This window comes from Streptomyces harbinensis (genome assembly GCF_900116145.1).
Classification (GTDB): Bacteria; Actinomycetota; Actinomycetes; order Streptomycetales; family Streptomycetaceae; genus Streptomyces; species Streptomyces carpaticus.
In genome coordinates, this window is the sequence record NZ_FPAB01000002.1 from 247,356 (window position 1) to 272,372 (window position 25,017).

The 25,017-nt window shown below is 71.2% G+C and carries 32 protein-coding genes and 1 pseudogene; 17 read left to right on the forward strand and 16 right to left on the reverse strand.

The genetic code is table 11. The features are described from left to right. Positions 1-7: 7 nt before the first annotated feature. Positions 8-1,273, reverse strand: coding sequence for an RNA-guided endonuclease InsQ/TnpB family protein (locus BM385_RS05330; RefSeq protein WP_093842333.1), 1,266 nt, complete (start codon positions 1,271-1,273; stop codon positions 8-10). 328 nt (positions 1,274-1,601) lie between these two features. Here BM385_RS05330 and BM385_RS28155 point away from each other — a divergent pair, with 328 nt between their 5' ends. From BM385_RS28155 to BM385_RS05340, 3 genes and pseudogenes are all read left to right on the forward strand, one after another. Continuing rightward, positions 1,602-1,733: a hypothetical protein gene (locus BM385_RS28155; protein WP_019436442.1), complete on the forward strand. Its 132-nt coding sequence runs from the start codon at positions 1,602-1,604 to the stop codon at positions 1,731-1,733. 234 nt (positions 1,734-1,967) lie between these two features. After that, positions 1,968-2,477: a Mu transposase domain-containing protein gene (locus tag BM385_RS05335; protein ID WP_380980848.1), complete on the forward strand. Its 510-nt coding sequence runs from the start codon at positions 1,968-1,970 to the stop codon at positions 2,475-2,477. Beyond that, a pseudogene (locus BM385_RS05340) lies at positions 2,438-2,863 on the forward strand (ATP-binding protein); the annotation flags it as partial. The gene BM385_RS05335 and the pseudogene BM385_RS05340, both read left to right, overlap by 40 nt. 68 nt (positions 2,864-2,931) lie before the next feature. On the opposite strand, the gene BM385_RS05345 reads toward BM385_RS05340, so the two are convergent. Further along, entirely contained in the window at positions 2,932-3,450 is a 519-nt protein-coding gene (locus BM385_RS05345; protein WP_019436439.1) for a GNAT family N-acetyltransferase, read from the reverse strand. 466 nt (positions 3,451-3,916) lie between these two features. Between BM385_RS05345 and BM385_RS05350 the strand changes: the two genes are divergently transcribed. The 4 genes from BM385_RS05350 (at position 3,917) to BM385_RS05365 (ending at position 8,490) form a co-directional block, all read left to right on the forward strand. Continuing rightward, positions 3,917-5,392, forward strand: a complete 1,476-nt coding sequence (locus tag BM385_RS05350) for a PepSY-associated TM helix domain-containing protein (RefSeq protein ID WP_019436437.1) — start codon at positions 3,917-3,919, stop codon at positions 5,390-5,392. 160 nt (positions 5,393-5,552) lie between these two features. Further along, on the forward strand, positions 5,553-6,593 hold the full coding sequence (locus BM385_RS05355) for an alpha/beta hydrolase fold domain-containing protein (protein WP_093842334.1): 1,041 nt from the start codon (positions 5,553-5,555) through the stop codon (positions 6,591-6,593). Between the two features lie 32 nt (positions 6,594-6,625). Further along, positions 6,626-7,204: a TetR/AcrR family transcriptional regulator gene (locus BM385_RS05360; protein ID WP_093842335.1), complete on the forward strand. Its 579-nt coding sequence runs from the start codon at positions 6,626-6,628 to the stop codon at positions 7,202-7,204. Positions 7,205-7,263: 59 nt separating this feature from the next. Then, positions 7,264-8,490, forward strand: a complete 1,227-nt coding sequence (locus tag BM385_RS05365; RefSeq protein ID WP_093842336.1) for a hypothetical protein — start codon at positions 7,264-7,266, stop codon at positions 8,488-8,490. Here the strand turns inward: BM385_RS05365 and BM385_RS05370 are convergent. Next, positions 8,459-9,019, reverse strand: a complete 561-nt coding sequence (locus BM385_RS05370) for a TetR/AcrR family transcriptional regulator (protein ID WP_093842337.1) — start codon at positions 9,017-9,019, stop codon at positions 8,459-8,461. The two genes, BM385_RS05365 and BM385_RS05370, sit on opposite strands and share 32 nt — an antisense overlap. A 9-nt stretch (positions 9,020-9,028) precedes the next feature. Then, complete coding sequence (locus BM385_RS05375) at positions 9,029-9,610, reverse strand: sugar O-acetyltransferase (protein ID WP_093842338.1); 582 nt, start codon at positions 9,608-9,610, stop codon at positions 9,029-9,031. 89 nt (positions 9,611-9,699) lie between these two features. Here BM385_RS05375 and BM385_RS05380 point away from each other — a divergent pair, with 89 nt between their 5' ends. Further along, positions 9,700-10,626, forward strand: a complete 927-nt coding sequence (locus BM385_RS05380; protein WP_019436431.1) for an SDR family oxidoreductase — start codon at positions 9,700-9,702, stop codon at positions 10,624-10,626. A 52-nt stretch (positions 10,627-10,678) separates the two neighbouring features. On the opposite strand, the gene BM385_RS05385 is transcribed toward BM385_RS05380, so the two are convergent. Next, positions 10,679-11,527: an SDR family NAD(P)-dependent oxidoreductase gene (locus BM385_RS05385; protein ID WP_093842339.1), complete on the reverse strand. Its 849-nt coding sequence runs from the start codon at positions 11,525-11,527 to the stop codon at positions 10,679-10,681. Positions 11,528-11,620: 93 nt separating this feature from the next. Between BM385_RS05385 and BM385_RS05390 the strand changes: the two genes are divergently transcribed. Continuing rightward, entirely contained in the window at positions 11,621-12,097 is a 477-nt protein-coding gene (locus tag BM385_RS05390) for a winged helix-turn-helix transcriptional regulator (protein WP_302848647.1), read from the forward strand. Here BM385_RS05390 and BM385_RS05395 read toward each other — a convergent pair. Continuing rightward, the gene (locus tag BM385_RS05395; RefSeq protein WP_019436428.1) at positions 12,087-12,341 is read right to left on the reverse strand and encodes a hypothetical protein; all 255 of its coding nucleotides are present in this window, start codon (positions 12,339-12,341) and stop codon (positions 12,087-12,089) included. The genes BM385_RS05390 and BM385_RS05395 overlap by 11 nt on opposite strands. A 222-nt stretch (positions 12,342-12,563) precedes the next feature. On the opposite strand from BM385_RS05395, the gene BM385_RS05400 reads away from it, so the two are divergent. After that, a complete protein-coding gene (locus tag BM385_RS05400) occupies positions 12,564-13,181 on the forward strand; it encodes a TOPRIM nucleotidyl transferase/hydrolase domain-containing protein (protein WP_019436427.1) in 618 nt (205 codons plus the stop codon). Between the two features lie 59 nt (positions 13,182-13,240). On the opposite strand, the gene BM385_RS05405 is transcribed toward BM385_RS05400, so the two are convergent. From BM385_RS05405 to BM385_RS05430, 6 genes are all read right to left on the reverse strand, one after another. Then, positions 13,241-14,890: a serine/threonine-protein kinase gene (locus BM385_RS05405; protein ID WP_254791442.1), complete on the reverse strand. Its 1,650-nt coding sequence runs from the start codon at positions 14,888-14,890 to the stop codon at positions 13,241-13,243. A gap of 115 nt (positions 14,891-15,005) precedes the next feature. Continuing rightward, entirely contained in the window at positions 15,006-15,197 is a 192-nt protein-coding gene (locus BM385_RS05410) for a DUF397 domain-containing protein (protein ID WP_019436425.1), read from the reverse strand. Further along, a complete protein-coding gene (locus BM385_RS05415; protein ID WP_019436423.1) occupies positions 15,194-15,400 on the reverse strand; it encodes a DUF397 domain-containing protein in 207 nt (68 codons plus the stop codon). Before BM385_RS05415 ends, BM385_RS05410 begins: the two co-directional genes overlap by 4 nt. Continuing rightward, positions 15,397-15,603, reverse strand: a complete 207-nt coding sequence (locus BM385_RS05420; RefSeq protein ID WP_078576278.1) for a DUF397 domain-containing protein — start codon at positions 15,601-15,603, stop codon at positions 15,397-15,399. The genes BM385_RS05415 and BM385_RS05420 overlap by 4 nt, the downstream gene beginning before the upstream one ends. After that, a complete protein-coding gene (locus BM385_RS05425; RefSeq protein ID WP_237751346.1) occupies positions 15,600-15,803 on the reverse strand; it encodes a DUF397 domain-containing protein in 204 nt (67 codons plus the stop codon). Before BM385_RS05425 ends, BM385_RS05420 begins: the two co-directional genes overlap by 4 nt. After that, positions 15,800-16,624 carry a helix-turn-helix domain-containing protein gene (locus tag BM385_RS05430; RefSeq protein WP_026047623.1) on the reverse strand — a complete coding sequence of 275 codons (825 nt, stop codon included), beginning with the start codon at positions 16,622-16,624 and terminating at the stop codon, positions 15,800-15,802. Before BM385_RS05430 ends, BM385_RS05425 begins: the two co-directional genes overlap by 4 nt. 259 nt (positions 16,625-16,883) lie before the next feature. Between BM385_RS05430 and BM385_RS05435 the strand changes: the two genes are divergently transcribed. From BM385_RS05435 to BM385_RS05445, 3 genes are read left to right on the forward strand one after another with little or no spacing between them, the layout of a single operon-like run. After that, on the forward strand, positions 16,884-17,180 hold the full coding sequence (locus BM385_RS05435; protein ID WP_254791443.1) for an ATP-binding protein: 297 nt from the start codon (positions 16,884-16,886) through the stop codon (positions 17,178-17,180). Further along, positions 17,173-17,442, forward strand: coding sequence for a hypothetical protein (locus BM385_RS05440; protein WP_093842340.1), 270 nt, complete (start codon positions 17,173-17,175; stop codon positions 17,440-17,442). The genes BM385_RS05435 and BM385_RS05440 overlap by 8 nt, the downstream gene beginning before the upstream one ends. After that, entirely contained in the window at positions 17,439-17,801 is a 363-nt protein-coding gene (locus BM385_RS05445; RefSeq protein ID WP_019434945.1) for a hypothetical protein, read from the forward strand. The genes BM385_RS05440 and BM385_RS05445 overlap by 4 nt, the downstream gene beginning before the upstream one ends. A 111-nt stretch (positions 17,802-17,912) precedes the next feature. Here the strand turns inward: BM385_RS05445 and BM385_RS05450 are convergent, their stop codons facing one another. Genes BM385_RS05450 through BM385_RS05465 form a run of 4 tightly spaced genes read right to left on the reverse strand, consistent with a single transcriptional unit; the run spans position 17,913 to position 21,377 of the window. Further along, entirely contained in the window at positions 17,913-18,602 is a 690-nt protein-coding gene (locus tag BM385_RS05450) for a GntR family transcriptional regulator (RefSeq protein ID WP_380980847.1), read from the reverse strand. A 60-nt stretch (positions 18,603-18,662) separates the two neighbouring features. Then, positions 18,663-19,331 (reverse strand): flavin reductase family protein, encoded by a 669-nt coding sequence (locus tag BM385_RS05455; RefSeq protein ID WP_254791444.1) that lies wholly within the window; start codon positions 19,329-19,331, stop codon positions 18,663-18,665. Positions 19,332-19,339: 8 nt separating this feature from the next. Then, a complete protein-coding gene (locus BM385_RS05460; RefSeq protein ID WP_093842342.1) occupies positions 19,340-19,765 on the reverse strand; it encodes an ester cyclase in 426 nt (141 codons plus the stop codon). Further along, positions 19,752-21,377, reverse strand: coding sequence for a BCCT family transporter (locus BM385_RS05465; RefSeq protein WP_175542923.1), 1,626 nt, complete (start codon positions 21,375-21,377; stop codon positions 19,752-19,754). Before BM385_RS05465 ends, BM385_RS05460 begins: the two co-directional genes overlap by 14 nt. A 240-nt stretch (positions 21,378-21,617) precedes the next feature. Here BM385_RS05465 and BM385_RS05470 point away from each other — a divergent pair, with 240 nt between their 5' ends. From BM385_RS05470 to BM385_RS05485, 4 genes are read left to right on the forward strand one after another with little or no spacing between them, the layout of a single operon-like run. After that, positions 21,618-22,247 carry an amino acid synthesis family protein gene (locus BM385_RS05470; protein WP_026047625.1) on the forward strand — a complete coding sequence of 210 codons (630 nt, stop codon included), beginning with the start codon at positions 21,618-21,620 and terminating at the stop codon, positions 22,245-22,247. Next, positions 22,244-22,795 carry an amino acid synthesis family protein gene (locus BM385_RS05475; RefSeq protein WP_093842343.1) on the forward strand — a complete coding sequence of 184 codons (552 nt, stop codon included), beginning with the start codon at positions 22,244-22,246 and terminating at the stop codon, positions 22,793-22,795. The genes BM385_RS05470 and BM385_RS05475 overlap by 4 nt, the downstream gene beginning before the upstream one ends. Before the next feature lie 7 nt (positions 22,796-22,802). Next, positions 22,803-23,534 (forward strand): alpha/beta fold hydrolase, encoded by a 732-nt coding sequence (locus BM385_RS05480; protein ID WP_019434952.1) that lies wholly within the window; start codon positions 22,803-22,805, stop codon positions 23,532-23,534. Further along, complete coding sequence (locus tag BM385_RS05485) at positions 23,527-25,017, forward strand: aldehyde dehydrogenase (protein ID WP_019434953.1); 1,491 nt, start codon at positions 23,527-23,529, stop codon at positions 25,015-25,017. Before BM385_RS05480 ends, BM385_RS05485 begins: the two co-directional genes overlap by 8 nt.

Here is a 25,017-nt window from a genome sequence, read left to right on the forward strand (position 1 = left end):
GAGATGTTTACTTGACGTGCTTCCCGGCCTCAAGGGCGGGGACTCCGGCCTGGGCCGTCCGACCCTTCCGGGGGCTTCCTGCTTCACCGCGCTGTGCGGGCACGGGTGCCCGTCTTACCGGCGCTCCACAGGCGTTGAGCGTCTCCGCCCGTCCGGCGGCGACGATGCGTCGTCCTTCGACGAGGACGTTGCGGGCTGCGTTGTGGTCGCGGTCGTGCACAGTCCCGCACTTGCTGCACGTCCACTCACGGACGTGCAAGGGCTTGGGGCCGTCCCGGAATCCGCAGGCCGAGCAGATCTGAGAGGACGGGAAGGCCCGGCCCACCTTGGCAAAGGTGCGGCCGTGCTTGACCGCCTTGTACTCCAGCATGCCGACGAACGCGGACCATCCCGCGTCGTACACGGACTTGGCGAGCCGGGTGCGGCCGAATGCGGACACCGCGAGGTCTTCCACGTACACCGCTTGGTTGTCGCGAATGATCTGTGTGGATGTCTTGTGGTGCCAGTCCCGGCGCCGGTCGGCCACCTTGGCGTGCTGGCGAGCGACCCTGATGCGGGCCTTGGCCCGGTTCTTCGATCCCTTGGCCTTGCGGGACAGCTCCCGTTGAAGGCGCTTGAGCTTCTTCTCCGCCCGGCGCAGGAAGCGGGGGCTGTCGATTCTGCTGCCGTCGGACAGGACGGCGAAGGCGGACAGGCCGAGGTCGAGACCGGCGTCGGTCTCCAACTCGGGGAGGGCGTCCGGCTCGGTATCCACGACGAAGCTGAGGAAGTACCGGCCGGAACTGTCCTTGGTGACGGTCAGGGACGTGGGTGCGGCCGGAAGTCGGCGGGACCATGTGACCTTGAGGTTGCCGACCTTGGCCACGTACACCGTGCCGTCGTCCCGGAGGGCGAAGGCGTTGGTGTTGAGGCGGATCGACTGCCGGGTGTCCTTCTTCGACTTGTAGCGGGGAGGGCCGGCCCTGCGACCCTGCCGCTTGCCCTTGAGGCTGTCGAAGAAGTGCCTGTAAGCGGTGTCCAGGTCCCGCAGAGACTGTTGCCGGACCACCGCCGACACCTCGGCGAGCCAGGCGCGTTCCTCGGTGCGTTTGGCCTGGGTGATGCGAAGCCGGGACAGCTCGGCCGACTTCACATACGGCAGCCCCGCCGCGTGTGCTTCCTTCCGGTCGCGCAGGCAGTCGTTCCACACCACACGGGCGCACCCGAACGCACGCGCCAGCGCGCAGCGCTGTGCCGGGTCGGGGTAGGCCCGGTAGTTGTAGCGGAGCTGCACACCCGTGACTCTACGACAATTGATCTCATCGAGGGACAGAACGGCGACAGGCGTGGCAGCGATGCATGTGCACTCGGTGGCTTTGTTCACGAGTAGTGCCGTCGGTTGTTCATGCGTTTGGGAGGCACTCAGATCCACGGTCGGGTGATGGTCACGAGTTTTGACAGCACTGGGGTACTTGCCAGGGCAGCATCGGGGTGCTCCTGGTGAAAGGTCCTGGTCATGCCGCAGATGTCGAAGGTTGAGCTGTGCGGCGATCCGGCGTGATCACCGTGCTGGCATGAAGATGCGCGAACTGGAGCGCAAGTACAACGTGTCGTGACGGACCGTGAAGAAGGCCGTGGACTCGGTCTGGCCGACGCCGCGCAAGAAGCTTCCGCCGCGGCCGACCGCGCTTGATCCGTACAAGCTGGTGATCGACGAGATGCTGCGGACGGACCTCGACGTGCCGCGCAAGTAGCGGCACACGGTCACCCGGATCTTCCATCGGCTGGTCGAGGAGCACAACGCCGACGTCTCTTACCAGATGGTCCGGCGCTACGTCTCCGACCGGAAGCCGGAGATCCTCGCGGCCTCGGGCAAGGCCCCGGTGGAAGCGTTCGTGCCTCAGTCCCATCCGCCGGGTCACGAGGCGGAGGTCGATGTCGGCTTCACCCCGGTCCCGGAAGTCGACTCGCTCGCCGAGCTCAACGAGATGGTCGATCAGTCGGACCTGCACGACGGGCACCGCCGGATCGGCTCGCGGCCGCGGACCGTGGATGAGTACTTTGCCGTCGAGCAGCCGCTGCTGGCGCCGCTGCCTCAGGAGTCTTTCGAGACGGGCCGGCTGTTCACGCCGCGGTTCGACCGCTACAGCCAGATCAACGTCCGAACCAGCCGTTACTCGGTCCCGACCCGCTTCATCGGGACACGGGTGCGCGTCGTCCTGCACGCCTCTCATCTGGTGGTTTACGACAGGAACGTCGAGGTGGCCCGGCACGAGAGGCTGATCGCGAAGGGCGGGTTGCGCCTGGACCTGGACCACTATCTCGAAGCCCTCGTTCGCAAGCCCGGTGCTTTCCCCGGCGCCACAGCCCTGGAACAGGCCCGGTCCGCAGGGAAGTTCACCCCAGTCCACGACGCCTGGTGGTCCCAGGCCCGCAAGGTCCACGGCGAGCGGGACGGCACCACATGCTCATCGCCCTGGGCACCGAGGCCGCGATGAAGGGCTACCGGGTCCGCTACACGCTGGCCACGAAGCTGGTGAACGAGCTGGTCGAGGCTGCGGACGAGAAGCAGCCGAACAAGACGATCGCTCGATACGGGCGTGTTGATCTCCTCTGCATCGACGAGCTCGGCTACATGGAACTCGACCGCCACGGCGCCGAACTCCTCTTCCAGGTGCTGACCGAACGCGAGGAGAAGAACAGCGTCGCCATCGCCTCCAACGAATCCTTCGGCGGCTGGACCAAGACCTTCACCGACCTCCGCCTCTGCGCGGCCATCGTCGACCGTCTGACCTTCAACGGCACGATCATCGAGACCGGCACCGACTCCTACCGCCTCGCCAGCACCCGAGCCCGAGCCGAAGAACCCGCCAAGACCGGCTGACCTCCCTCGTCCGACGGTTCCCAGGGACAGGAGGCGGAGGTCCGACTGTCAACCGAACAAAGCGATGTCTACTGCACCAAGCTCAGATGGAAGCGCGTGTAGTTCTCAAACTCGGTCACCGGCTCGAAGCCCAGACGTTTGAGCAAGGCAACACTCCTGGCATTGCCATGCGTGACACCGGCGAAGATGTCGGTGGCGCGAAGTTTGCGTGCCGCATAGTCGTATAGGGGGGCACACGCCGCCATCGCATAACCTTTGCCGACATAGGCTTCGCCGAGCCAGTAGCCGGTGCCATAACGCGGCGGATCAGCAGCAGTCAGATCCACCCTGCCGATCAGTTCACCCTTCAGCCGGATGCCATAACGCAGGCTCTGGCCGGGATCCGTGCTCAGATGTTCGCGAACCCATGCCGAAGTGGCGTTGCCCTCTGCCTGGTAGTCGCCCAGTCGAGTCAAGTGCCTACGGTTGTTGTCCAGCAGCTTGTAGTAGGCATCCGCGTCCTTGACTGTCAGCTCACGCAGAGCCAGCCCCGGAACCAGGGTTGGTAGGTCCGGAACCAGCTGTTTCGGAGGCGGAGATTCAAGCATGGCCGGAGACCCTACAGGGAGACCTCCTTTCCTATCAACTGATTAACCGCAGCACATGGGGCAAGGCATGAGAAAGCTAAGTGCCTTCATTTCTCCTGAACATCCGCGACTCGGGTGAGCGCCATGCGCTGCCCAAATCCGTCGATAAACGCTGTCGCTAGAACTGAACGAAGCCAACTCGGTCTTCGGTGACGGAGTACCGGCGCGAAGTGTTCATCGACGACATGCTGACACGCTGCGAAGAGATCGCGCGCAAGATCTGCGAGGGCTACGAGCAGAGCTGAGGAAGAGCAGTCGCTGAGCAGTATCCCGCCCTCTGCCGTCCGGTCAATCCCGGGCGGGCGGGGCGGGGCCGGCGGCCCGTCCCGTGCACCCCCGGTGTGTCAGGCGTCACACGCGTACGGCGGAACTCCGCCCGGCCGGCGCCCGACTGGTTGGCTGTCCGCCCCGCACCGAGGAGTCCTGGATGTCCGCCGAACCCGAGACCGCCGACGCGTCCCCGCCACCCGCTCCCGCCCGCCGCGGCTGGCCGGCCCTGCGCCCCCTGGTGCTGCGACTGCACTTCTACGCCGGGGTGTTCATCGCCCCCTTCCTGCTGGTGGCCGCGTTCTCCGGGCTGTTGTACGCCGCCTCCTTCCAGGCCGAGAAGATCGTGTACGCGGAGGAGTTGCGCGTCCCGGAAGGGGAGCGCGAACTCCCGCTGCGCGACCAGATAGCCGCCGCCCGCGCCGCCCACCCCGAGGGCGAACTGAGCGCCGTGCGCCCCTCCCCGGAGCCGGGCGCCACCACCCGGGTGCTGCTCGCCGGGGTGGACGGGATCGACCCCGAGCACACCCTGGCGGTGTTCGTGGACCCGTACACCGCCGAGGTACGCGGCTCCCTGGAGCAGTACGGCTCCACCGGCGCGCTGCCGCTGCGTACCTGGATCGACAAGCTCCACCGCGATCTGCACCTCGGCCAGCCCGGCCGGCTCTACAGCGAACTGGCCGCCAGCTGGCTGTGGGTGATCGCGGCCGGCGGGCTGCTGCTGTGGTTCACCCGCCGCCGCGCGCAGCGCGCGGTGCGCGGCACCACGGGGCGGCGCCGGGCGCTGGGGCTGCACGGCACGGTCGGCGCCTGGGTCGCGGTGGGCCTGATCTTCCTCTCCGCGACCGGACTGACCTGGTCCACCTACGCCGGGCAGAACGTCACCGAACTGCGCACGTCCCTGGGCCAGCTGACACCGGAGGTGGACGCCGGGGCGGCGGCGGGCGGTGAGCACGCCGAGCACGGCGGGCACGCCGGGCACGGCGCCGACGGCGGTGACGGTGGTGACGGGGCGGGCCATGTGCACGACCACGGCGTGGACGGATCGACGCCGGGCGGGATCGACCTCGACACGGCGCTGGCCGCCGCGCGTTCGGAGGGGCTGACCAACCCGGTGGAGATCCTGCCCCCGGCCGATGCCTCGTCGGCGTACGTGGTGCGGCAGATCCAGCGCAGCTGGCCGGAGAAGCAGGACGCGGTGGCCGTCGACCCGTCCAGTGGCGTGGTGACGGATGTGGTGCGGTTCGAGGACTTCCCGGTGCTGGCGAAGCTGTCGCGGTGGGGCATCGATCTGCACACCGGCATCCTGTTCGGGCTGCCCAACCAGATCCTGCTGGGCTCGCTGGCGCTCTCGCTGATGTTCCTGATCGTGTGGGGCTACCGGCTGTGGTGGCTGCGCGGGCGCGGCTCCGCCTTCGGCCGTCCGCTGCCGCGCGGCGCCTGGCGCGCGGTGCCGCTGTCGCTCGGGCTGCCGCTGCTGGCGGTGGTCGCGCTGGTGGGCTGGTTCGTTCCGCTGCTTGGCCTGTCGCTGCTGGCGTTCCTGGCCGTGGACATCGTGCTCGGCGCGCTCGCCCGGCGCCGGGCCGGACGGGCGGGGGAGGGGGAGGGGGAACGGGCCGGCGCGGTACGCGGCTGAGCGCCCGGCACGCCCGCCGGGCCGGTCGGCGCCGGCGCGACGGCAGACGGGGCAGCGGGCCGGCCGGGTACGGCGGACCGGCGGCGGCCGGGTCGTCCCGCCGTGTGACCCTGGAGCGCGGCCATCCCGCCGCGCACCCGACGGGACTTCACGGAGCGACATGCCACTCGACCCCTTCCTCGCCGGCAAACTGCACCTCATCGACGGTCTCGCCTGGCCGGAGCGGCCCGATCCGGAGGTGGAGCGGCGCTTCGAGGAGTTCTTCCGCGACCCGGCGCCCTGGTCCCCGCCCGCGCTGTCCGTCGAGGACCGCCTCGTGCCGGGGCCGCACGGTGAGGTCCCGGTACGGGTGTACCGGCCGGACGAAGGGACGCCGGAGCGGGCGCTGTTGTGGCTGCACGGCGGCGGGTTCGCCGCCGGAGACCTGGACATGCCCGAGGCGCATCTGGTCGCCGCCGAACTCGCCGCGCGGGCCGGGGCGCTGGTGGTGTCCGTGGGTTACCGGCTGGCCGGGAACGGGGTGCGGTTCCCCGTGCCGGTGGACGACGCGGTGGCCGCCTGGCAATGGCTGACCGGTGGTGCGGACCGGCCGGGCCACCGGGGCCCGGCTGCCCTCGGTGGCGCCAGCGCGGGGGCGGCCCTCGCGCTCTCCACCGCCCTGCGTGTCCGCGACGAAGCGGGCGGCACCGCCACCGAGGCCGCCACCAACGCCCTTGAGGGCGGTACCGCCACCGGCGCCCCGGCCACCGGCTCCCCGGCCACCGACAGCACGGCCCCCGCGCCCGTACCGCCCGCCGCGCTGCTGCTCGCGTACCCGTTCGCGCACTTCCCGGTCCCCGCCCCGGACGACGCGACGGCCGCGCAGCTGCGGGACCTGCCCGCCGTGCTGCGCTTCACCACCGCCTCCATCGAGGACATGGTGCGCACCTACACCGGCCGCCTGACCGCCCTGCCGCCCGCCGCGCTGCCGGGTGCCGCCGACCTCGCCGGGCTGCCGCCCGCCGCCGTCCTGCTCAGCGAGCTGGACGATCTGCGCCCCTCCGGTGAACTGCTGGCGCGCCAGCTCACCGAGAGCGGCGTCCCGGTCCGCACGTATCAGGCGGCGGGCATGCTGCACGGGCATCTGAACCGCACCCCCGCCCTGGCCGAGGTGGACCGTTCGCTGGACTTCTTCGCCACCGCCCTCACCGAGCTTTCTTGAACGTACGATCCAGACAGGTTAGGGTCGTCCGCATGGCACGGACCCGGGAATTCGACACCGATGCGGCGGTGAGCCGCGCGATGGAGCTGTTCTGGACGCGCGGCTACGAGGCCACCTCGGTGCGCGACCTGACCCGGCACCTGGGTATCGGGCAGGGCTCCCTGTACGCCGCGTTCGGCGACAAGGACGGCCTGTACCGCGCCGCGCTCGACCACTACCGCGCCACCCTCGCCGCCGCCGCGCTGCGCGACCTGGAGGCGGGCGACGGCGCCCGCGCCGCGATCCGCACCATGCTGCTGGAGCGGGCCCGGATCGCCACCGAGGGCGGCGGGCGCGGCTGCCTGGCGGTCAACGCCGCCTGTGAACGCCTGCCGCACGACCCGGCGACCGCCCGCACGGTACGGGACATGCAGGACGCCGGCCGCGACGCGCTCACCGACCTGCTGCGCGCGGCGGCCGAGCGCGGCGAGATCGCCCCCCGGCACGACCCGTACGCCCTGGCCGGCTTCCTGGTCACCTTCCTCAACGGCCTGCTGGTCGCCGCCAAGGTCACCCCGGACGTCCGCGCTCTCGAACCGCTCGTGGAGGTCGCCCTGGGCGCCCTCGACTGATCTTTTGCTGCCCGCAATCTGTAACAGTCGATCCGGATAACGAGAAGACCGGAGCACCCATGACCCTCGCCCCCGCCCCCCTCGGCGGCTCCCGCTGGCACACCTTCCCCGAGCACGGCACCCTGACCGCCCGCCGGTTCGCCACCACCGCCGAACCCCTCCTCCAGGGCGTCATCGACGCGGGCGCCCTGGGCCCCGCCGACCTCCCCGTCCTCGACGAGCAGATCCACGCCACCCTCGCCCTCGGCACCCGCGAAACCGCCCTGCCGCTCACCCCGGGCCCCGACAGCCCCCGCGCCACCCGCGAACTCGCCGTCCAGGCCCGGGCCATCGGCCGCGAGATCGCCGCCTGGTCCACCGCCGCCCTGCGCCGCCTGCTCACCGACCCGGTGCCGCTGCCCGCGGGCCCGCTCGTCGTCCGCAGCCACTGCTACGGCCATCTGCTCACCCCGGCCGCCGCCGACCTGCTGCTGCGCCACCGCGGCGGCCCCGTCACCATGCAGCTGTACAACGAGTGGCTGCACCAGATGGTCCTGCTCCGCGACGCGCTGTTGCCCTTCACCAACTGGCAGGACGTACCGGTCCTGATCGGCCCCACCGGCCTGCGGCACACCGAGGACGGCCGCGACACCTTCCTCACCGAACTCCTCGTCCGGCAGATCCGGCACTCCGGCATCGTCGCCCACGCCCGCCGCACCCTCACCGGCACCGCGGGACCGGCCGGTTACGGCTTCGACCACGACGGCGGCACCGTCCTGCCCGCCGTCCTCGACAGCCCGCCCGCCACCGCGCCCCGCTATCTGCTCACCTGGCGGCCCGACCCCGCCGTCCGGCACACCGCGACGTACCTCCCCGACCCCGCCGACTACGATGCCGCGCCCCGCACCCCCCTCGACCAGCTGCCGCCGCACACCCCCGCCACCGCGCCCCGTACCCTCACCGGACGCGTCACCGCGGGACCGGTCCACGACGGCGTACGCACCGCCCGCATCGCGGTGACCCACGACGGCACCACCGCGCACGCCGACCTCGGCCAGGCCCTGCGCGGCCACCGCTTCGCCCACCGCCGCACCCCCGGACCGACCGGGACAGCGCCCCGCCCCGTCGCCGCCTGGGATCTCCTGCGCGCACCCCAGCTCGTCCAGGCCGGGGACACCGGCGGCACCGTGGACACCACCGGCCTCGACGGCCTCACCGTCCTCGCCCTCCTCGGCCGCAGCTATCCGCACGCCGTCGTGCTGCGCCCGGACGGCCTCACCCTGGGAGCGACCGGCCGCTCGCGGTGATCCGGGCGACGGCCTCCTCGGTCAGCGCCCGGCCGTGCGGCTCCCGGGCCAGCGCCCGGTGCAGGGTCAGCCCCTCGATGAGCGCGTCCAGCTGCCGGGCGGTGCCCGGATCGAAGTGCTTCTCCAGGTGCGTCCGGCTGCGCCGCATCCACTCATGGGTCAGCACCCGGTACTCGGGCCGGCGGGTGGCCAGCGTGTACAGCTCCTGGGTGAGGACGAGATCGCGCGCCGGACCGTCGGACATCGCGTGCACCAGGCCGGCCACCGCCGCCCGCGCCTGGGCGGGGTCGGCCGGCCCGGACAGATGCGCGTCGAACAGCGCCACCATCCGATCCGTGAACCGCTCGAACGCCTCCCGCAGCAACTGGTCCATGCCGTCGAAGTGATACGTCATCGACCCCAGCGGCACCCCGGCCCGTGCCGCGATCCGCCGGTGCGAGACCCGGGCGATGCCCTCCTCGGCGATCAGATCCAGCGTCGCGTCGATGATGCGGTCACGCCGCTGCGGGTCGGTGTGCCCGGTGGCCATGGCGGCGGCTCACAACTCCCGCACGACCCGGGCCGGGTTCCCGACCGCCACGACATTGGCCGGTACGTCCCGGGTCACCACCGCGCCCGCTCCGACCACCGAGTTGTCGCCGATGCTCACCCCGGGCAGCACGATCGCGCCGCCGCCCAGCCACACGTTGTCGCCGATGGTGATCGGCCGGGCCGCCTCCAGCTTCTCCCGCCGTGGCTCCGGCTCCAGCGGATGCGTGGGGGTGAGCAGCTGGACGTTCGGCCCGATCTGGCAGTCCGCGCCGATGCTGACCGCCGCCACGTCCAGCGCCGTGAGGTTGAAGTTGACGAAGGTCCGCGCGCCCAGCGTGATGTTGCTGCCGTAGTCCACGAACAGCGGCGGCACCACGTGCGCCTCCTCGCCGAGCGAGCCGATCAGCTCCGCGAGGATCGGCCGGGCGGCCTCCGCGTCCTCGACGTAGGCGGCCTGGTACCGGTGGGCGAGCCGCACGGCCCGCTGATGCCGGCGGCCGATCTCCGGGTCGTCGGCGATGTAGAGATCGCCCGCCAGCATGCGCTCCAGATTGCTGCGGGGGTCCCCCGCGAATCGATCGTTCGACACGGGGACGAGGGTACACGCGGTCCCGGACGGCACCGGACGCTGCGTTACTGTCGATGGACAAACCCGACAAACCATCAGGAGAGCGGCACATGCGCGTCTTTGTCACCGGTGGCTCCGGCTGGATCGGCTCGGCCCTCGTCCCCGAACTGCTCCGCGCCGGCCACGACGTGGTCGGCCTCGCCCGCTCCGACGCCTCCGCCGCCGCCCTGACCTCGGCCGGCGCCGAGGTGGTGCGCGGCACCCTCGACGACCTCGACACCCTGCGCGAGACGGCCGCCGCCTCCGACGGCGTCGTCCACCTCGCCTTCAAACACGACATCGCCTTCACCGGCAACTTCGAGGCCGCCGCAGCCGCCGACCGGCTGGCGGCCGAAGCCATCGGCAGCGCCCTGGAGGGCACCGGCCGGCCGTTCGTCCTCACCGCCGGCACCCCCGTCGAACCCGGCCGCCCCGCCACCGAACGCGACGGCCACGACGTCGAAGTGGACGCCGCCGACCTGGACGAAGGCCCCCAGGCCCGCGCCGCCACCGCCGAGTGGGTCCTCTCCCTCGCCTCGCGCGGCGTCCGCTCCTCCGTCATGCGCCTGCCCAGGACCAACCACGGCGAGGGCGACACCGGCTTCGTCGCCGGCCTCGTCGGCATCGCCCGCGACAAGGGCATGGCCGGCTACGTCGGCGACGGCGCCTTCCGCTGGCCCGCCATCCACCGCCTCGACACCGCGCACCTCTTCCGGCTCGCCGTGGAACAGGCCCCGGCCGGCGCCACCCTGCACGCCGTCGCCGAGGAAGGCGTACCGCTGCGCGAGGTGGCCGAGGTCATCGGCCGCCACCTGGACGTCCCCGTCGTCTCCGTGGACCCCGCCGACGCCGCCGGCCACTTCGGCTGGCTCGGCGGCGTCGTCTCCGTCGACCAGCCCGCCTCCAGCGCCCTCACCCGCGAACTGATGGAGTGGCGGCCCACCCGCCCCGGGCTGCTCGCCGACCTGGACGAGGGCCACTACTTCCGCGCCGGGTAACCGGGGTAACCCGGGTAACGGTGCCCCCGCCTCCCGGGCCCTCGCCACCCGCTCACCCGCGCCCGGCCGCCAGGCCGGCCAGCACCTCCTCCGTGTACGCCGCCAACCGGGCGGCGGTGCCCGCGTCGAGCGTCTTCAGAGACGGAGGGAGCCGCTTGCCCCGGTCGATCGCGGACAGCGCCTGCGCCGGCGGCCGGTCGATCCACTCCACGACCGGCCGCACGGCGTCGGCCACCGGCCGGGCGAAGAACCGGGCCAGCACCCGGAGGGCCCCGCGCACCACCGGACTCGGATGCCCGTCGATCCCGCTGCGGGTGAACCCCGGGGGGTACAGCACGTACCGCACCCGGCTCCCCGTCAGCTCCGCGAACCCCACCCCCAGCAGGTCGTTCGCCCGCCCCGCCTGCAACTGCGCCCGCACCTGCCCGTAACGCCGCGTCAGCTGCGGATCGTCCCAGTGGATCCGCCCGGCGGTGTTCCCCACCCCCGCCACATTGACGATCACCGGAGCGGGCGCCTCCTCCAGCAGCGGACGCAGCCGGTGCCCGAGCAGATAACGGCTGAGGTAGTACAGCGCGAACGTCGCCTCCAGACCGTCCGCCGTCTCCCGGCGCCTGGGATGGACCCGGTTGGCGAACAGCGCCAGCGCGTCCAGCGACCCGTACTCCTCACCCACCCGCGCCGCCACCCGCTCGGTCTCCGCGACCGACGACAGATCGGCCCGCAGGAACCGCAGCCGCTCGCTGTGCCCCGCCTCCGCCAGCAACGCCCGCCCCTTGGCCTCGCTGCTGCCCACCACCGTGACCCGGTCCCCCCGCGCCAGCCGCTCCAGCGCCGTCGCCCGGCCCATACCATCGGTGCCACCGCTGATGAGCACGGTCTTCGGTGATCGGCTGGGCATGGATTCCTCCGGGGGTTCGGTATCGGCTCGACCATCGTCGACCGGCGCCCCGCAGACCGAAAGAAGGCAGTTCGATGTCCGGTACGCACACCGGTGTTCCCTCGGTCCTCGCCCACCCCCCTGCCCCAGCCCGTCCCGGCCGGCGAACTCGCCGCCTGCCCGGCGAGCGACACCTTCCGGCGGGTCGGCGACAAATGGAGCATGCTGCTGGTGATCCTGCTCGGCACCCGCCCCTACCGTTTCAACGCGCTGCACCGCTCGATCGAGGGCATCAGCCAGCGCATGCTCACCCGCACCCTGCGCACCCTGGAGACCGACGGCCTCGTCCACCGCGAGGTGTTCCCGACCGTGCCGCCGAGCGTCGAGTACAGCCTCACTCCGCTGGGCCGCACCCTGCTGGAGCCGCTGTCGGCCCTCGCGGACTGGGCCGTCCGCCACGACGACGAGATCCGCGCCGCCCGCGCGCACGCCGCCGAGGCCGGGCGGGCAGCCGGAAACGGGCCCGGGGAGCACCCTCCCCGGACCCGCGCGCTGCCGTCCCGGACCCACCGGCCGGAGGTCACTCCGTGAGCTGACCCCGGTAGCCGACCGGCCCCTCACCCGGGAACTGGGCCGTGCCCTCGAACCGCGTCCCCTCGTCGAAGAACGTCACCGAGCCGTTCCCCTGATCGCCGCTCCACGTCACGGTGGTACCGGTGGACGGCGCCCCGTTCTCCGGCACCACGCTCTCGCGGTTCGTGATGCTGATGCTCAGCGGCTCGTCGGGCTGCCAGCCGCCACCGCCGGTGTGCAGCTCCGTCTCGTACGTGGCCATGTCCCTCACTCCTCGGTGACGTACTCCGTGTGCGCCAAGTCCCTTGCCAGGACACGGCGTCGCAACCACCGCGAGCCCGACCCGGAAGGAAAACCACCCGCGCGGGCGGCCGGTGAGGCGCAGACTGGACGCGTGGCAGACACAGCGGACACAGCGCGCGCGACGGACGGAGCGGGCGAAGCGGACGGAAGGCCCGCGAGGGAGCGAGACACCGGTACGGACATGGCGGCCTTCCGGGACGCCGTCACCACCTGGGCGGCCGGCGGCCCCGGCGAACCCGGCCACCGCGCCCACACCCTGGCCGCCCGGCTGCCCGTCCGGACGGCCGTCCTGCTCGAAGGCCCCAGCGACGTCGCGGCGGTCGAGACCCTGGCCGCCTGCCGGGGCCGCGACCTGGCGGCCGAAGGCGTCTGCGTCCTGCCGATCGGCGGCGCCATGAGCGCCGGACGCTTCGCCGCGCTCCTCGGCCCGCCCGGCCTGGGCCTGCGGCTGACCGGACTGTGCGACGCCAACGAACGCCGCTTCTACGCCCGCGCCCTGGAACGCAGCGACGCCACCCGCCCCGGGTTCTTCGTCTGCACCGCCGACCTGGAGGACGAGTTCATCCGGGCGCTGGGCACCGAACGCGTCATCGCCCTCATCCGCGCCGAGGGCGACGGCCGCCCCCTGGACACCTTCCTGAACCAGCCCGCCCAGCGCGACCGCACCACCGCCCAGCAACTGCGCCGCTTCTTCGGCACGAAGAAGGGCCGCAAGATCCACTACGGCCGCGTCCTGGTCGAAGCCCTCGGCCCGGACCGGGTACCCGCCCCGCTCGCCGGCCTGTTCGCCGCGCTGTGACCGCCCTGCCGTGACTGCCCTGCCATGACCGCCGCCCGCCCCGCCGGGCGCGCCCCGGATCAGCCCGGCTGGGCCCCGCCGCGCCACACCGTCAGGTCCACCGTCACGTACACGCTGGGCGAGCCGGACGGCGAGTAGTCCCGGACGGTGACCAGGCCGATGTCCCCGCCCTCCGTGGTCACACAGATCTCCGCGCCCGGCGGCGCGCTGGAGGCGGGGATGCTGTAGGTGTACCGGGTCACGGAACGGCAGGTCTCCAGCGAACCCGTCTCACCCGCCTCCAGCAGCACCATCGTGTTGTCCTTCTGGTGCGTGCCCATCAGCAGCCCGTTGATGAGGTCGTTGCTGAACCCGAAGTCGCCCTCGTAGGTGACACCCAGCCGCGTGTGCTCCGGCTTCGGCGGGTCGTCGTACAGCCGGATGACGTGCCGGTCCGGGACGCTGATGCCCTCGAACACCAGCGGCTCCGGGTCGGCCGGCGGTTCCTCCTCCGCCTCCTCGCCGGGGCCGGTGTCCTCGTCATCGGTGCCGCCCGAGGGCTCGGAGGCGTCCGGCCCCTCCTGACCGGCGGTGGTCTCGCCGCCCTGGCCCTGATCCGAGGAGTCGCTGTCACCGCTGAGCATATTGAGGCCGATACCGACCACTGCCAGAGCGACGAGCACCCCGAGAGCGGCCGTCAGCACCGTGCGCCCCCGCCGCTTCGGCGGCTCGGGCGCCACCGGCGGATACCCGCCGGACGGGGGAGCGGGCGCACCCGGCGCCCCGTACGGTGGCGCGGGCGGGGGCGGCGCCGACGCCGACGCTGGCCGGACGGTGGTCAGCGAGGTGACGGTGGCCGCCCGGTGATCGATCTCGGTCACCATGGCGGTCGGCAGCCAATTCCCCTCCGGAGGCGGGACGTTGCCCAGCAGCGGACGGCACAGCTCCACCACCTCGGCGGGCGAGGGACGCGCCGCCGGGTCCTTGGCGAGGCAACGGGACGTCAGCTCCCGCAGCGGCTCGGGCACCTTCGAGAGATCCGGCTCCTCGTGCACGATCCGGTACACCACGGCGGGCGACGACCCCTCGCCGAACGGCGGCCTGCCGCAGGTCGCGAACACCGCGACCTGCCCGAGCGCGAACACATCCACGGCGGGCGTCACCGTCTCGCCCATCGCCTGCTCCGGCGCCATGAACGCCGGAGTACCGGCGGTCACCCCACTGCGGGTCAGCGAGGTGGCGTCGGCGGCGCGCGCGATCCCGAAGTCGATGACCTTCGGGCCGTCCTGGCTCAACAGGACGTTGGACGGCTTGAGGTCGCGGTGCACCACCCCAGCGCCGTGGATGGCCTGCAACGCCTCGGCGATCCCGGCAACGGCCCGCACGGCAGCCCACACCGGCAGCGGCCCGTGGGTCGCCACGGCCTCATGGAGCGAGGGGCCCGGTACGTAGGCGGTGGCGAACCACGGCTGCGGCCCATCGGTGTCCGCGTCGATGACCGGGACGGTGTACGGCCCCTGCACCCGCTCGGCCGCCCGCACCTCCTGCTGGAACCGCCGCCGGAACTCGGCGTCGGAAGCCAGCTCGGGCCGCACCACCTTGATGGCGATGGGCCGGCCGCCCGGGGTCCGGGACAGATAGACCCGCCCCATACCGCCCTCGCCGAGGCGCTGGAGGAGCGGATAACCGGCGATGGCGGACGGATCGTCGGGTGTCAGTTGAGTCGGCACGGCCACACCCTATGCAGGGCGGCACCACGGGACGAGTGGCCAGTGCATCAGCTCTGCAACAGAGCGCAGACGGCCCCGACACCGAACGCCGGGACCGCTGCGACCAGTTGCGCGCTCAGCCCTTGACCGCCGCCACAAAGGCGGCGAAGGCCCCGGCGGGGACGGTGAGGACGGGCCCGGCCGGAGCCTTGGAGTCACGGATGGGAACGATGCCGTGAGAGGCTGCCAGGTTGGCCGCCACCTCGACGCATGCGCCGCCGTTGTTGCTGTACGAGGACGTGAACCAGCGAGGGGTTGCGGTCGTCACGTGTCGGCCCTTCCGCTTTTGAGGTCCGCCACGAAGGCGGCGAAGGCCTGCACCGGGATACGCAGCGTGGCCCCGGCCCGGTGCTTGGAGTCGCGGACGGGGACGATGCCCCGCGTGGCGGCGAGGTTGGCTGCCACCTCGACGCACTGGCCGCCATTGCCGCTGTACGAAGACCTGAACCAGTGGGGTGACAGCGATATCACGACGTGTGGTCTCCTTCCTTCACCGCCGCCACCAATGTGGCGAAAGCCCCGGCAGGAACGGTGAGGACCGGCCCAGCCGGGTGCTTGGAGTCACGTACGGAGACAACACCGAGCGAAGCGCTGAGGTTCGCCGCAATCTCGATGCACTGGCCGCCGTTTTCGCTGTAGGAGGACGTGAACCAGCGGGGAGTTGAGGTTGTCACGGGACGCCACCTCCACTCTTGAGGTTTGCCACCAAGGTAGCGAAGGACTGAACCGGGATGCGCAGTATGGCGCCGTTGGGGTTCTTGGAGTCACGAACGGGGACAACGCCGTGTGAGGCAGCAAGGTTTGCTGCCACTTCGACGCAGACTCCACCGTTGTCACTGTACGAAGACTTGAACCAGTGGGGGGATTCGGTCACGACACGCCCTCTCGTACCTGATTGATCAAGGCCACCGATGCCGCTTGAGGAAGCGCCTCAGCTTGTAGCTGATGGTAGGCCGCCAGTATGGGCAGCACGAACGTGCTTTCCCGCTCGAAGTGACCTCGATGGGCTGACTCGGCATAGGACATCAGCGCCCGGTCCTGTCGCGTCACAACGTACAGCGGTAGCGAAAACGGACGTTCCCCCATGCTGAACGGGGCAATCTGCAGCACAGTGTTGGGCAGCTTGGCGAACTCGACGAGACGTGCCAACTGCGCCTCCATGACTTCAGGTCCCCCGACGTTGCGGCGAATGCAACCTTCGTCCAGCACCATGAAGATGAGTGGCGGCTGTGGGCGCACGAGCGTGGCCTGCCGCTCCGCGATGAGCTGGACCCGTTCCTCCGCCTGTTCGGGCGTGATGGCTCCCCGCTTCAGTGCACTCTGCGCGAGTACAGTCGCATACTCGGGTGTCTGAATCAGGCCGGGCATTACCCCGACCTCGTAGAGTCGGATCTCTGCTGCCCGAGCCTCATACGTCAGGTACTCCGGAAGCCCTTCCAGTACACCGGTGTGCCGGAGTGCGCTGCTCTGGCGTTCCAGCCGGTCCCCAGTCCCAAACACGCGGTCAGCACCTGCTGCGAAGCGACGAGTTGGAGGACGGCGACCAGTTTCGATGGCAGAGATGTGTGTTGCCGAGAAGCCCATGCGCTCGGCCAGTTCGTCCTGAGTCCAGCCCCGCTCATCCCGCAGAGAGCGGAGACGATGGCCAAATGCCGCTTTAGGGGACTTTTCTGGGTCAAGCTCTTTCCGGTTCATGGCCCACCGCCTGTCTATCCGTGCAGTTCGCGCAAGTTGAAGGCTGCCCAGCGCTGAGCCAGGCTGAAACTCACTCGGTAGTGGCAGCACTACGGAGCGAAGCAGCCGCTCTGCTGTTGGAGGTGTGTCATGGCATCCGTGCGGACCGCGTACGACCAGAACGTGTTCAGCCGGACCTTACTGGCGGACGCCACAAGCATTGAGCGGTGGCGCTGGAAAGTGTGTGAAGTCGTCCGGGACTGGGGCGGGTCGGCCGGCCATGGATCTGGTGCGGCTCGGGGTGAGCGAACTTCTCTCCAACGTGGTCAAACACGTCCCTGACCCCCGCTGTTACGTCCGCGTCCTGCTCATCGGTGGCGAGGTGACCGTGCAGGTATTCGACCGGTCCCGGAAACTGCCCGTCGTCGGTGAGGTGCCCGACTGGGATGCCGAATCCGGCAGGGGGTTGTGGATGCTGCGGGAAATGGCGTCCGGCTTCGGCTGTGAACACACCCGGCACGGCGACGGCAAGATCGTCTGGTTCAGCTGCGACCTGGTGGGGGCGTTCGGTGAGTGAGGAACAGCCTCGGCAGCGGGTGGAGAAGGTGACGCTCGATGTGACGGCCGGCCGCGTCCAGGAGTGGGACTGGATCGACATCGGCGGCCGGCCCGAGCGGGTGGGGTCGGTGACCGTGCTGCACAACGGGCGTCGTTTCCGCTTCGTCCAGGGCGGCACCCTGACGCTCGGCACGCGCCGGATCGTGCGGGTGACCCGGATGGTGCGGCGCGACGCCCCCGACTCCACGCCCACCCCCGCCCCCGAAGGCGACGGGACATGACCGCGCCGACCCCGCTGGCCTGGCTGCACGTCGACGAGTTCACCGCGTGGGTGACCCGGGAAGGGACCTGCTCCATGTGCCGGGACGAGCATGTGCCGGTGATGTGGGCCGGGTCGGTGGTCGCGTACGGCCGGGCCCGTACCGTCCGGGCGTGCGCGCCCTGTCTGCGGCGGCTGGCCGACTTCGTACGGGGCGAGACCGAGGGGCCCTGCGGGCCCACCCGGTACGGCACCGGGGAGGCTCGGCCGCCGGCGCCGCCTCTCTCCGGGGCGACGGACCGGGCCTTCCACGCCATCACCGTGCTGGGCCTGGCCGCGCTGGTGGCGGGCATGGTCAACACCTGGTGGGCCGGGCACTGAACTGACCACGGCACCGCCCGTCCACCGGCTGCCGGGACCGGTGGAAGCAGCCTCCCCAACGGTCGGCGGCGGTGTTTCCCCGGGAAACAACCACCGCCGACCGTTGGGAGGTCAGGCGCCGGGTGTGCCGCCGGTGGGTGGCAGTCCGGCCAGCAGGGCGCGGCGTGAGGCGCGGACGTGCTCGCGCATGACGTGTTCCGCGCTGTCGCCGTCCTTCTCCAGGATCAGTTCGAGAACGTGGTGGTGCTCGCGGTCGGACTGGCGGGCCCGGCCCGGCTGGCTGAGGGAGGTGGTCACCAGGCGGGAGTACGCCAGCTGGTTCATCAGCGTGCGGTAATGGGCCTCCAGTTTGCTGTTGTCGGCCCCGGCGATCAGCAGATCGTGGAATTCCTGGACGAGTCCGGCGTACCGTTCGCGGTCGTCGCGCTCCACCGCGTTGTCCGCCTCCCGCAGGTTCCGTTCCAGCAGCTCGATCTCCGCGACCCGGCCGCGCTGGGCGAGGAGGCGGGCGGCGGCTCCCTCCAGCAGTTCCTTCATTTCGAAGAGTTCGGTGATCTCACGGCGGGACGGGGCGGTGACGAACGTGCCGACCCGGGGCCGGATTTCGACCAGGCCCTCGGTCTGGAGCTGTTTCAGCGCCTCGCGCACCGGTGTGCGGCTGACGCCGAACTCCTCCGCGAGGGCCAGTTCGGCGAGCGGCGACCCGGGTCTGATGTCGCCCCTGATGATGCGATGGCGCATTTCGGCGACCACCCGGGCCTGCACCGACCCGTTCCTGGGTCCGCTCTTTCCGCGATTCACCGATCTCATCCTTGTCGTCTCCCGGGCCGGCCGCCGGTCGTCGGTCCCTGCGGTCACCGGTCATCCCAGCGGGGCGAGCGCGCCCCCGTCGAAGAACTTACCCGCGCCGTACACCATGGGCGGCCACTCGGCGACATCGGCGTGCACCACCCGGCAGATGAAGATGGTGTGGGTGCTGGCCTGGAGCCGTTCGCGGATCTCGGCCTCCACCCGGGCGCTGCTTCCGGTGAGCAGCGGGCTGCCGAACGGTCCGCTCTCCCAGTCGACCTGGCGGAACTTGTCGGCGGACTTGCCGGCGAAGACACCGACGACGTCCAGTTGCCCGGTGGAGAGGATGTTGATGGCGAGGTGGCCGGCGCGGAAGAGGCAGTCGTGGGTGGAGGAGGTGCGCTGGACGCACACCATGACGGTGGCGGGGTCGAGGGAGATGCTGGAGAAGGCGTTGACCGCCAGGCCCCTCGGTGTCTCGCCGTCCATGGCGGTCACGACCGTGACCCCGGTGACGAACTGCCGGTTGACCTGCTTCATCACATCGATGCCGGGGGTGGCGGCGAGTGCGGTCATGGCGGTGCTCCTTGTCCTGGTCCGTGCCGTGGTGGCGGTGGCGGTGGCGGTGGTGATCGTCGTGCCGGTCGTGCCGGTCGCGGTACGGGTGGGTGTGCCGGTGGTCGCGCCCGTGGGCATGGCGCGGGCGGCGGCCGGGGCGGCGGCGGGGGCGGGGGCCGTCATCGCGGGCGTCAGTCCTGCCCCACCGGGAAGACGCCGAGCGCCGAGAGGAGGGCGCGCGGGTCCCAGGTGACGTGCTCCTCGGCGATCCGGTCGCCCGCGAACCGGGCGAAGGTGGCGCCGGCGACCCGCACGCGCCGCCCGGTGGCGGGGACGTCGAGGAACGGGTTCTCATGTCGGCCGGTGCTGTGCCAGCGGATCGCGGCCCGGTCCCCGTCGAGCAGGATGTCGTCGATGGTGGTGGTCAGGTCGGGGAACGCGGCCCGGGTGGTGAGGATCGCGGACTTGAAGCCGGCCAGGGGCTGCGGCTGCGGGTCGCTGCCGTACCGGAGGTAGTCCGGCGCGAGGAGCGCGTCGAGGGCGTCCACCTCGCCCCGTCCCCAGACGGCGGCCCAGGTCGTCTCGATCAGTTCGCGGCGGGCGTTACTGTCCGGCATCTGCCTTCTCCTTCTCTTCTTTCTCCGGGTCCGTGCCCGGCCGGGCGGCGAGGTCCGCGCTCAGTTCCTTCCGGAAGGACACCGCCAGTCCGGCGATGACCACGAGGAACGGCAGGGACGTGACGATGACGGTGTTCTGGAGGCCGTTCAGCCCGCCGGCGAGCAGCAGGGCGACGGCTGTGACCCCGGTGATGACGCCCCACAGGACGAGGACGGAACGGCGCGGGGTGAGCGACCCCTCGGAGGTCATCATGCTCAGCACATAGGTGTTGGAGTCCGCGCTGGTGACGAAGAAGATCACCACCAGCAGGATGGCCACGGCCGAGGTGACACCGGCCAGCGGGAAGTGGTCGAGGGTGGCGAAGAACGCCGTGTTGAGGTCGGCGGCCGTCTGCCGCGCGATGTCGCCGCCCTGGTACAGGTCGACATGGATGGCGGTGCCGCCGAAGACCGTGAACCAGGTGAAGAACGCGGCGCTCGGCACGACCAGGACACCGGAGATGAAGCCCCGGATGGTGCGGCCCCGGGAGATGCGGGCCAGGAAGATCCCCACGAAGGCGCCCCAGGAGACCCACCAGGCGAGCATGAAGTAGGTCCACAGCTGCATCCACTCCAGGCCGCCGAAGGCGGTGCCCTGGAGGCTCATCCGGAAGAAGTCGGTGGCCCACAGGCCCAGGGACTCGGTGTAGAGGTTGGCAACGAAGGCCGCGGGGCCCACGATCAGCATGAAGGCGACGAACGCGATGGCGAGCACCGTGCTGAGCTGGCTCAGGTACTTGATGCCCTTGTTGATGCCGGTCACCGCGGAGAGGGTGAACATGGAGGTCAGGGCGGCGACGATCAGCACCTGGCTCACCGAGTTGACCGGGACGCCGAACAGGCTGCCGAGACCGTTGTTGAGCTGGAGGGCGCCCAGGCCCAGGGACGTCGTGGTGCCGAAGAGGGTGGAGAAGACCGCCAGGACGTCGATGGTCTTGCCGATCGGGCCGTTCACGCGGTCGCCGAGCAGTGGCACGAACAGCTGGCTGACCAGGGCGCGGCGGCCTTTGCGGTGGGTGGCGTAGGCGATGGCGAGTCCGAAGACGGCGAAGACCGCCCAGGCGTGCAGGCCCCAGTCGAAGTAGGAGTACTGGAGGGCGCGCGCCGCCGCCTCCGGGGTGTGGGGCTCGGCCAGGCCGTGCGGCGGGTCCGCGAAGTGCGAGATGGGTTCGGCGACGCCGTAGGAGATCAGTCCGATCCCCATGACGGCGGCCAGCAGCATGGCCAGCCAGGTGGCCGTCGAGAACTCCGGGCGGTCGGTGTCCTTGCCGAGCCGGATCGCGCCGGCCGGGCTGAAGGCCAGGAACACCAGGAAGATCAGGATGGCGAGGGTGACCACCAGATAGGTCCAGCCGAAGGTCTCGGTGACCCAGCCCAGCGAGGCCGAGGTGACCTTGTTGAGGTTCTCGGTGAACAGCACCGCCCAGGCCACGACCACCAGCGAGATGCCGGTGGAGGTCCAGAAGACGGACCCGAGCCGGCCGAGCCCGCCGCGTTCCGGGGCGGGCCCGGCGTCGCTCCCCGGCGGTTCCGCGGGTGTGATCTCCGCACCCGTCCCAAGGTGACTGGACATGGGGCTCCTTGCGTCCGCAGGGTCGCCAGCTTCGCCGCTGGCATGCAAGGAGCAGTAATGCATGTCACCCAGCACGGGTCAAGAGATCGGACGGAATGAATCGGATACCGGTCCCAGGATCAGTGAAAAGCCTGCTAGCGCTTGTGTGTGGGCGGTGCCGAGCGAGCCGGAGTCCGCTCGGAACGGTCTCTCGGACGCAACTCTTGACCGAGACAAGACGGATGCCTATCGTCCTGTGGCATGCAAGAGCGCACTCCGGATCGCCCGGATCACTCCATCGGTCTCCGCAAGCTCGTGCTCTACCGCGACGTGGTCGTCACGGAGGCCGGCCACCCCCCGGCCCGGCCCGCCCGGCGGGCCAGCGTCGCCGCCGTCATCGCCAACCCCTGGCTGCACAGCGGACCCTCGGCCGACCTGTCCGAGGCCCAGGCCCGTATCGCTCCGGTCCTCGCCGGCCTGCTCACCGACCGGCTCATCGCCGCACTGGGCCCGGTGGAGGAGATCGAGGCGTTCGGCAAGGCCGCCGTTGTCGGCACCGGCGGCGAGATCGAGCACGCCGGAGCGCTCATCCACACGCCCTACTTCGGCAATCTCGTACGGGAGTTCCTGGCCGGCACGTCGATCATCTGCTTCGCCGACACCCGCGCCGAGGCGGGCGAGACCCTGACCGTCCCCCTGTGGCACAAGACCCACGCGGCGACCCGCAGCCACTACCAGACCATCAGCGCCCGGGTCCCCGACGCCCCGCGCGCCGACGAGATCGTCGTCATCGCCGCCGCGTCCACCGGACCCCGGCCGCACCCCCGCATCGGGGACCGCACCACCGACCGCACCGTCACCGCCGCAAGCCTGGAGGCCACCCCGTCATGAACGTCCGCAAGATCGTGACCGTCGTCGAGGAGATCCGCACCGAGGGCGGCCGGGAGGTCGCCACCCCGGCCAAGGTCGCCGTCGTCGCCGCCGTCATCGCCAATCCGTGGGCCGGCCGGGGCTTCGTCGAGGACCTGGCCCCCGGCATCGACGCCCACGCCTCCGACCTCGGGGCCCTGCTCGCCCCGGCGGTGCTCGAAGCGCTCGGCGCGCCCGCCGAGGCGTACGGCAAAGCCGCCATCGTCGGCCTCGACGGCGAGATCGAACACGGCTCCGCCCTGATCCACACCCTCAAGTTCGGCGACCACTTCCGCAAGGCCGCCGACGCCACCACCCTGCTGCCCGCCGTCGAGAAGCGCGGACCCGCCGGCGTCCTCTTCGACATCCCGCTCAAGCACATCACCGACGCCACGATCCGCTCCCACCACCAGAGCATCGAGGTCCGGATCACCGACGCCCCCCACCCCGGCGAGATCGTCGTCGCCCTCGCCGCCGCCGCCCAGGGACGCCCCCAGCAGCGGCTGGCACCGCTGGCGACCGAACAGTAGAGGTGACATGAGCAAGCCGACGCTGGTGCTGCTGCACGGCGTCGGGCTCGACCACACCATGTGGGAGCCCGCCGCCGTGCTCCTGAGCGACCGCTTCACCGTCCTCACCCCCGACCTGCCCGGCCACGGCGCCCGCCCGCCGGTCCCGGACGGGATCACCCTCGCCGAACTGGCCGACGACATCGCCGCCACCGTCCCGGCGGGCGCCCACCTCGCCGGATTCTCGCTCGGCGCGCTGATCGCCCAGCATGTGGCACTCCACAACCCCGGCCGGGCCGCCACCCTCACCTCCATCAGCTCGGTGTGCCGCCGTACCCCGGGAGAACGGGCCGCCGTACTCGCCCGGCTGCGCACCGCGGAAACCGACGTCGCCGCGAGCGCCGCCGCCTCCCTGGAGCGCTGGTACGCGGGCACCGGCGTCGGTCCCGACCTGGTGGCCCGCACCGAAGCCACCCTGCTGGCCAACGACCCCGGGTCCTTCCTCGCCTGCTACCGCGTCTTCGCCACCGCCGACGCCGAACTCGCCCCGCACCTCGCGGAGATCACCACCCCGGCGCTGGCCCTCACCGGGGCGGACGATCCCGGCTCCACCCCCGCCATGACCCACCGGCTCGCCGCCGCGCTGCCCGACTGCCGCGCGGTCGTCGTCCCCCGGGCCCGGCACATGCTGCCCGTCCAGTGCCCCGAGGCGTTCGCCGACGCCCTGACCCACTTCATCGGAGAGCGCGCCCATGCCTGAACCCACCACGCTCCAGCACTTCATCGGCGGGAAGCCGACCGCACCCGCCGCCGGGGAGTACTTCGAGAGCACCAACCCGGCCACCCGCAGGCCCCTGTACCGGGCGGCGCGCGGCAACGCCACGGACATCGACCGCGCCGTCACCGCCGCGACCGCCGCCTTCGAGGACCCGCGCTGGCGCGACCTCAGCCAGACCCGGCGCGGCCACCTGCTGCGCCGGCTCGGCGACCTGATCGCCGAGCACGCCGAGGAACTGGCCCGGACGGAGACCCTGGACAACGGCAAACTGCTGCGCGAGATGCGCGGCCAGCTCGCCACCCTCCCGGAGTACTACCACTACTACGCCGGACTCGCCGACAAGATCCACGGCGACGTCATCCCCACCTCCGACCGCCGGGTGCTCAACTACACCGCCCGCGAACCGCTGGGCGTGGTCGGCGCGATCACCCCGTGGAACTCGCCGCTCACCCTCACCAGCAGCAAACTGGCCCCGGCCCTGTGCGCCGGCAACACGGTGGTCGTCAAACCCTCGGAACACACCTCGGCCAGCGTGCTCCGGCTCGCCGAACTCGCCCTCGAAGCCGGCTTCCCGCCGGGCGCGGTCAACGTGGTCACCGGCTTCGGCGCCGAGGCCGGGCAGCCGCTGGTCGACCACCCCGGCCTGGCGAAGATCTCCTTCACCGGCAGCACCGCCACCGGATCGCGGATCGCCTCCGCCGCCGCCGGCCGCTTCATCGGCTCCACCCTCGAACTCGGCGGCAAATCCCCGAACATCGTCTTCGAGGACGCCGACATCCCCAACGCCGCCATGGGCGTGGTGGCCGGCATCTTCGCCGCCGCAGGACAGACCTGCATCGCCGGCAGCCGCGTCCTCGTCCACCGCTCCGTCCACGACGAACTGCTCGAACGCGTCACCGCCCGCGCCCGCGCCATCCGCATCGGCGACCCGCTGGAGGAGACCACCGAACTCGGCCCCCTCGCCTTCGCCGACCAGCGGGACAAGGTGGCCGGCTACGTGGACCTCGGCCGCGAGGAAGGCGCCCGCGTACTCACCGGCGGACGCGCCACCGACGGCGGCGGCCTCGGCGGCTGGTTCTACGAACCCACCATCCTCGTGGACGTCGACAACAGCATGCGGGTGGTGCGCGAGGAGATCTTCGGCCCCGTACTCGCCGTCCTGCCCTTCGACACCGAGGAAGAGGCCGTCCGGATCGCCAACGACACCGAGTACGGGCTGGCCGCGGGCGTCTGGACCACCAGCCTCTCCCGCGCCCACCGGATGGCCGACCGCCTGGAGGCCGGCACCGTCTGGGTCAACACCTACCGGGCCATGTCGCCCATGTCCCCCCGGCAGGGCTTCAAGACCAGCGGCGTCGGCGTCGAACACGGCACCGAGACCATCAAGGAGTACACCCGGCTCAAGAGCGTGTGGATCAACACCGGCGAAGAGCCGGTCGCCGACCCGTTCACGATGCGGAGCTGA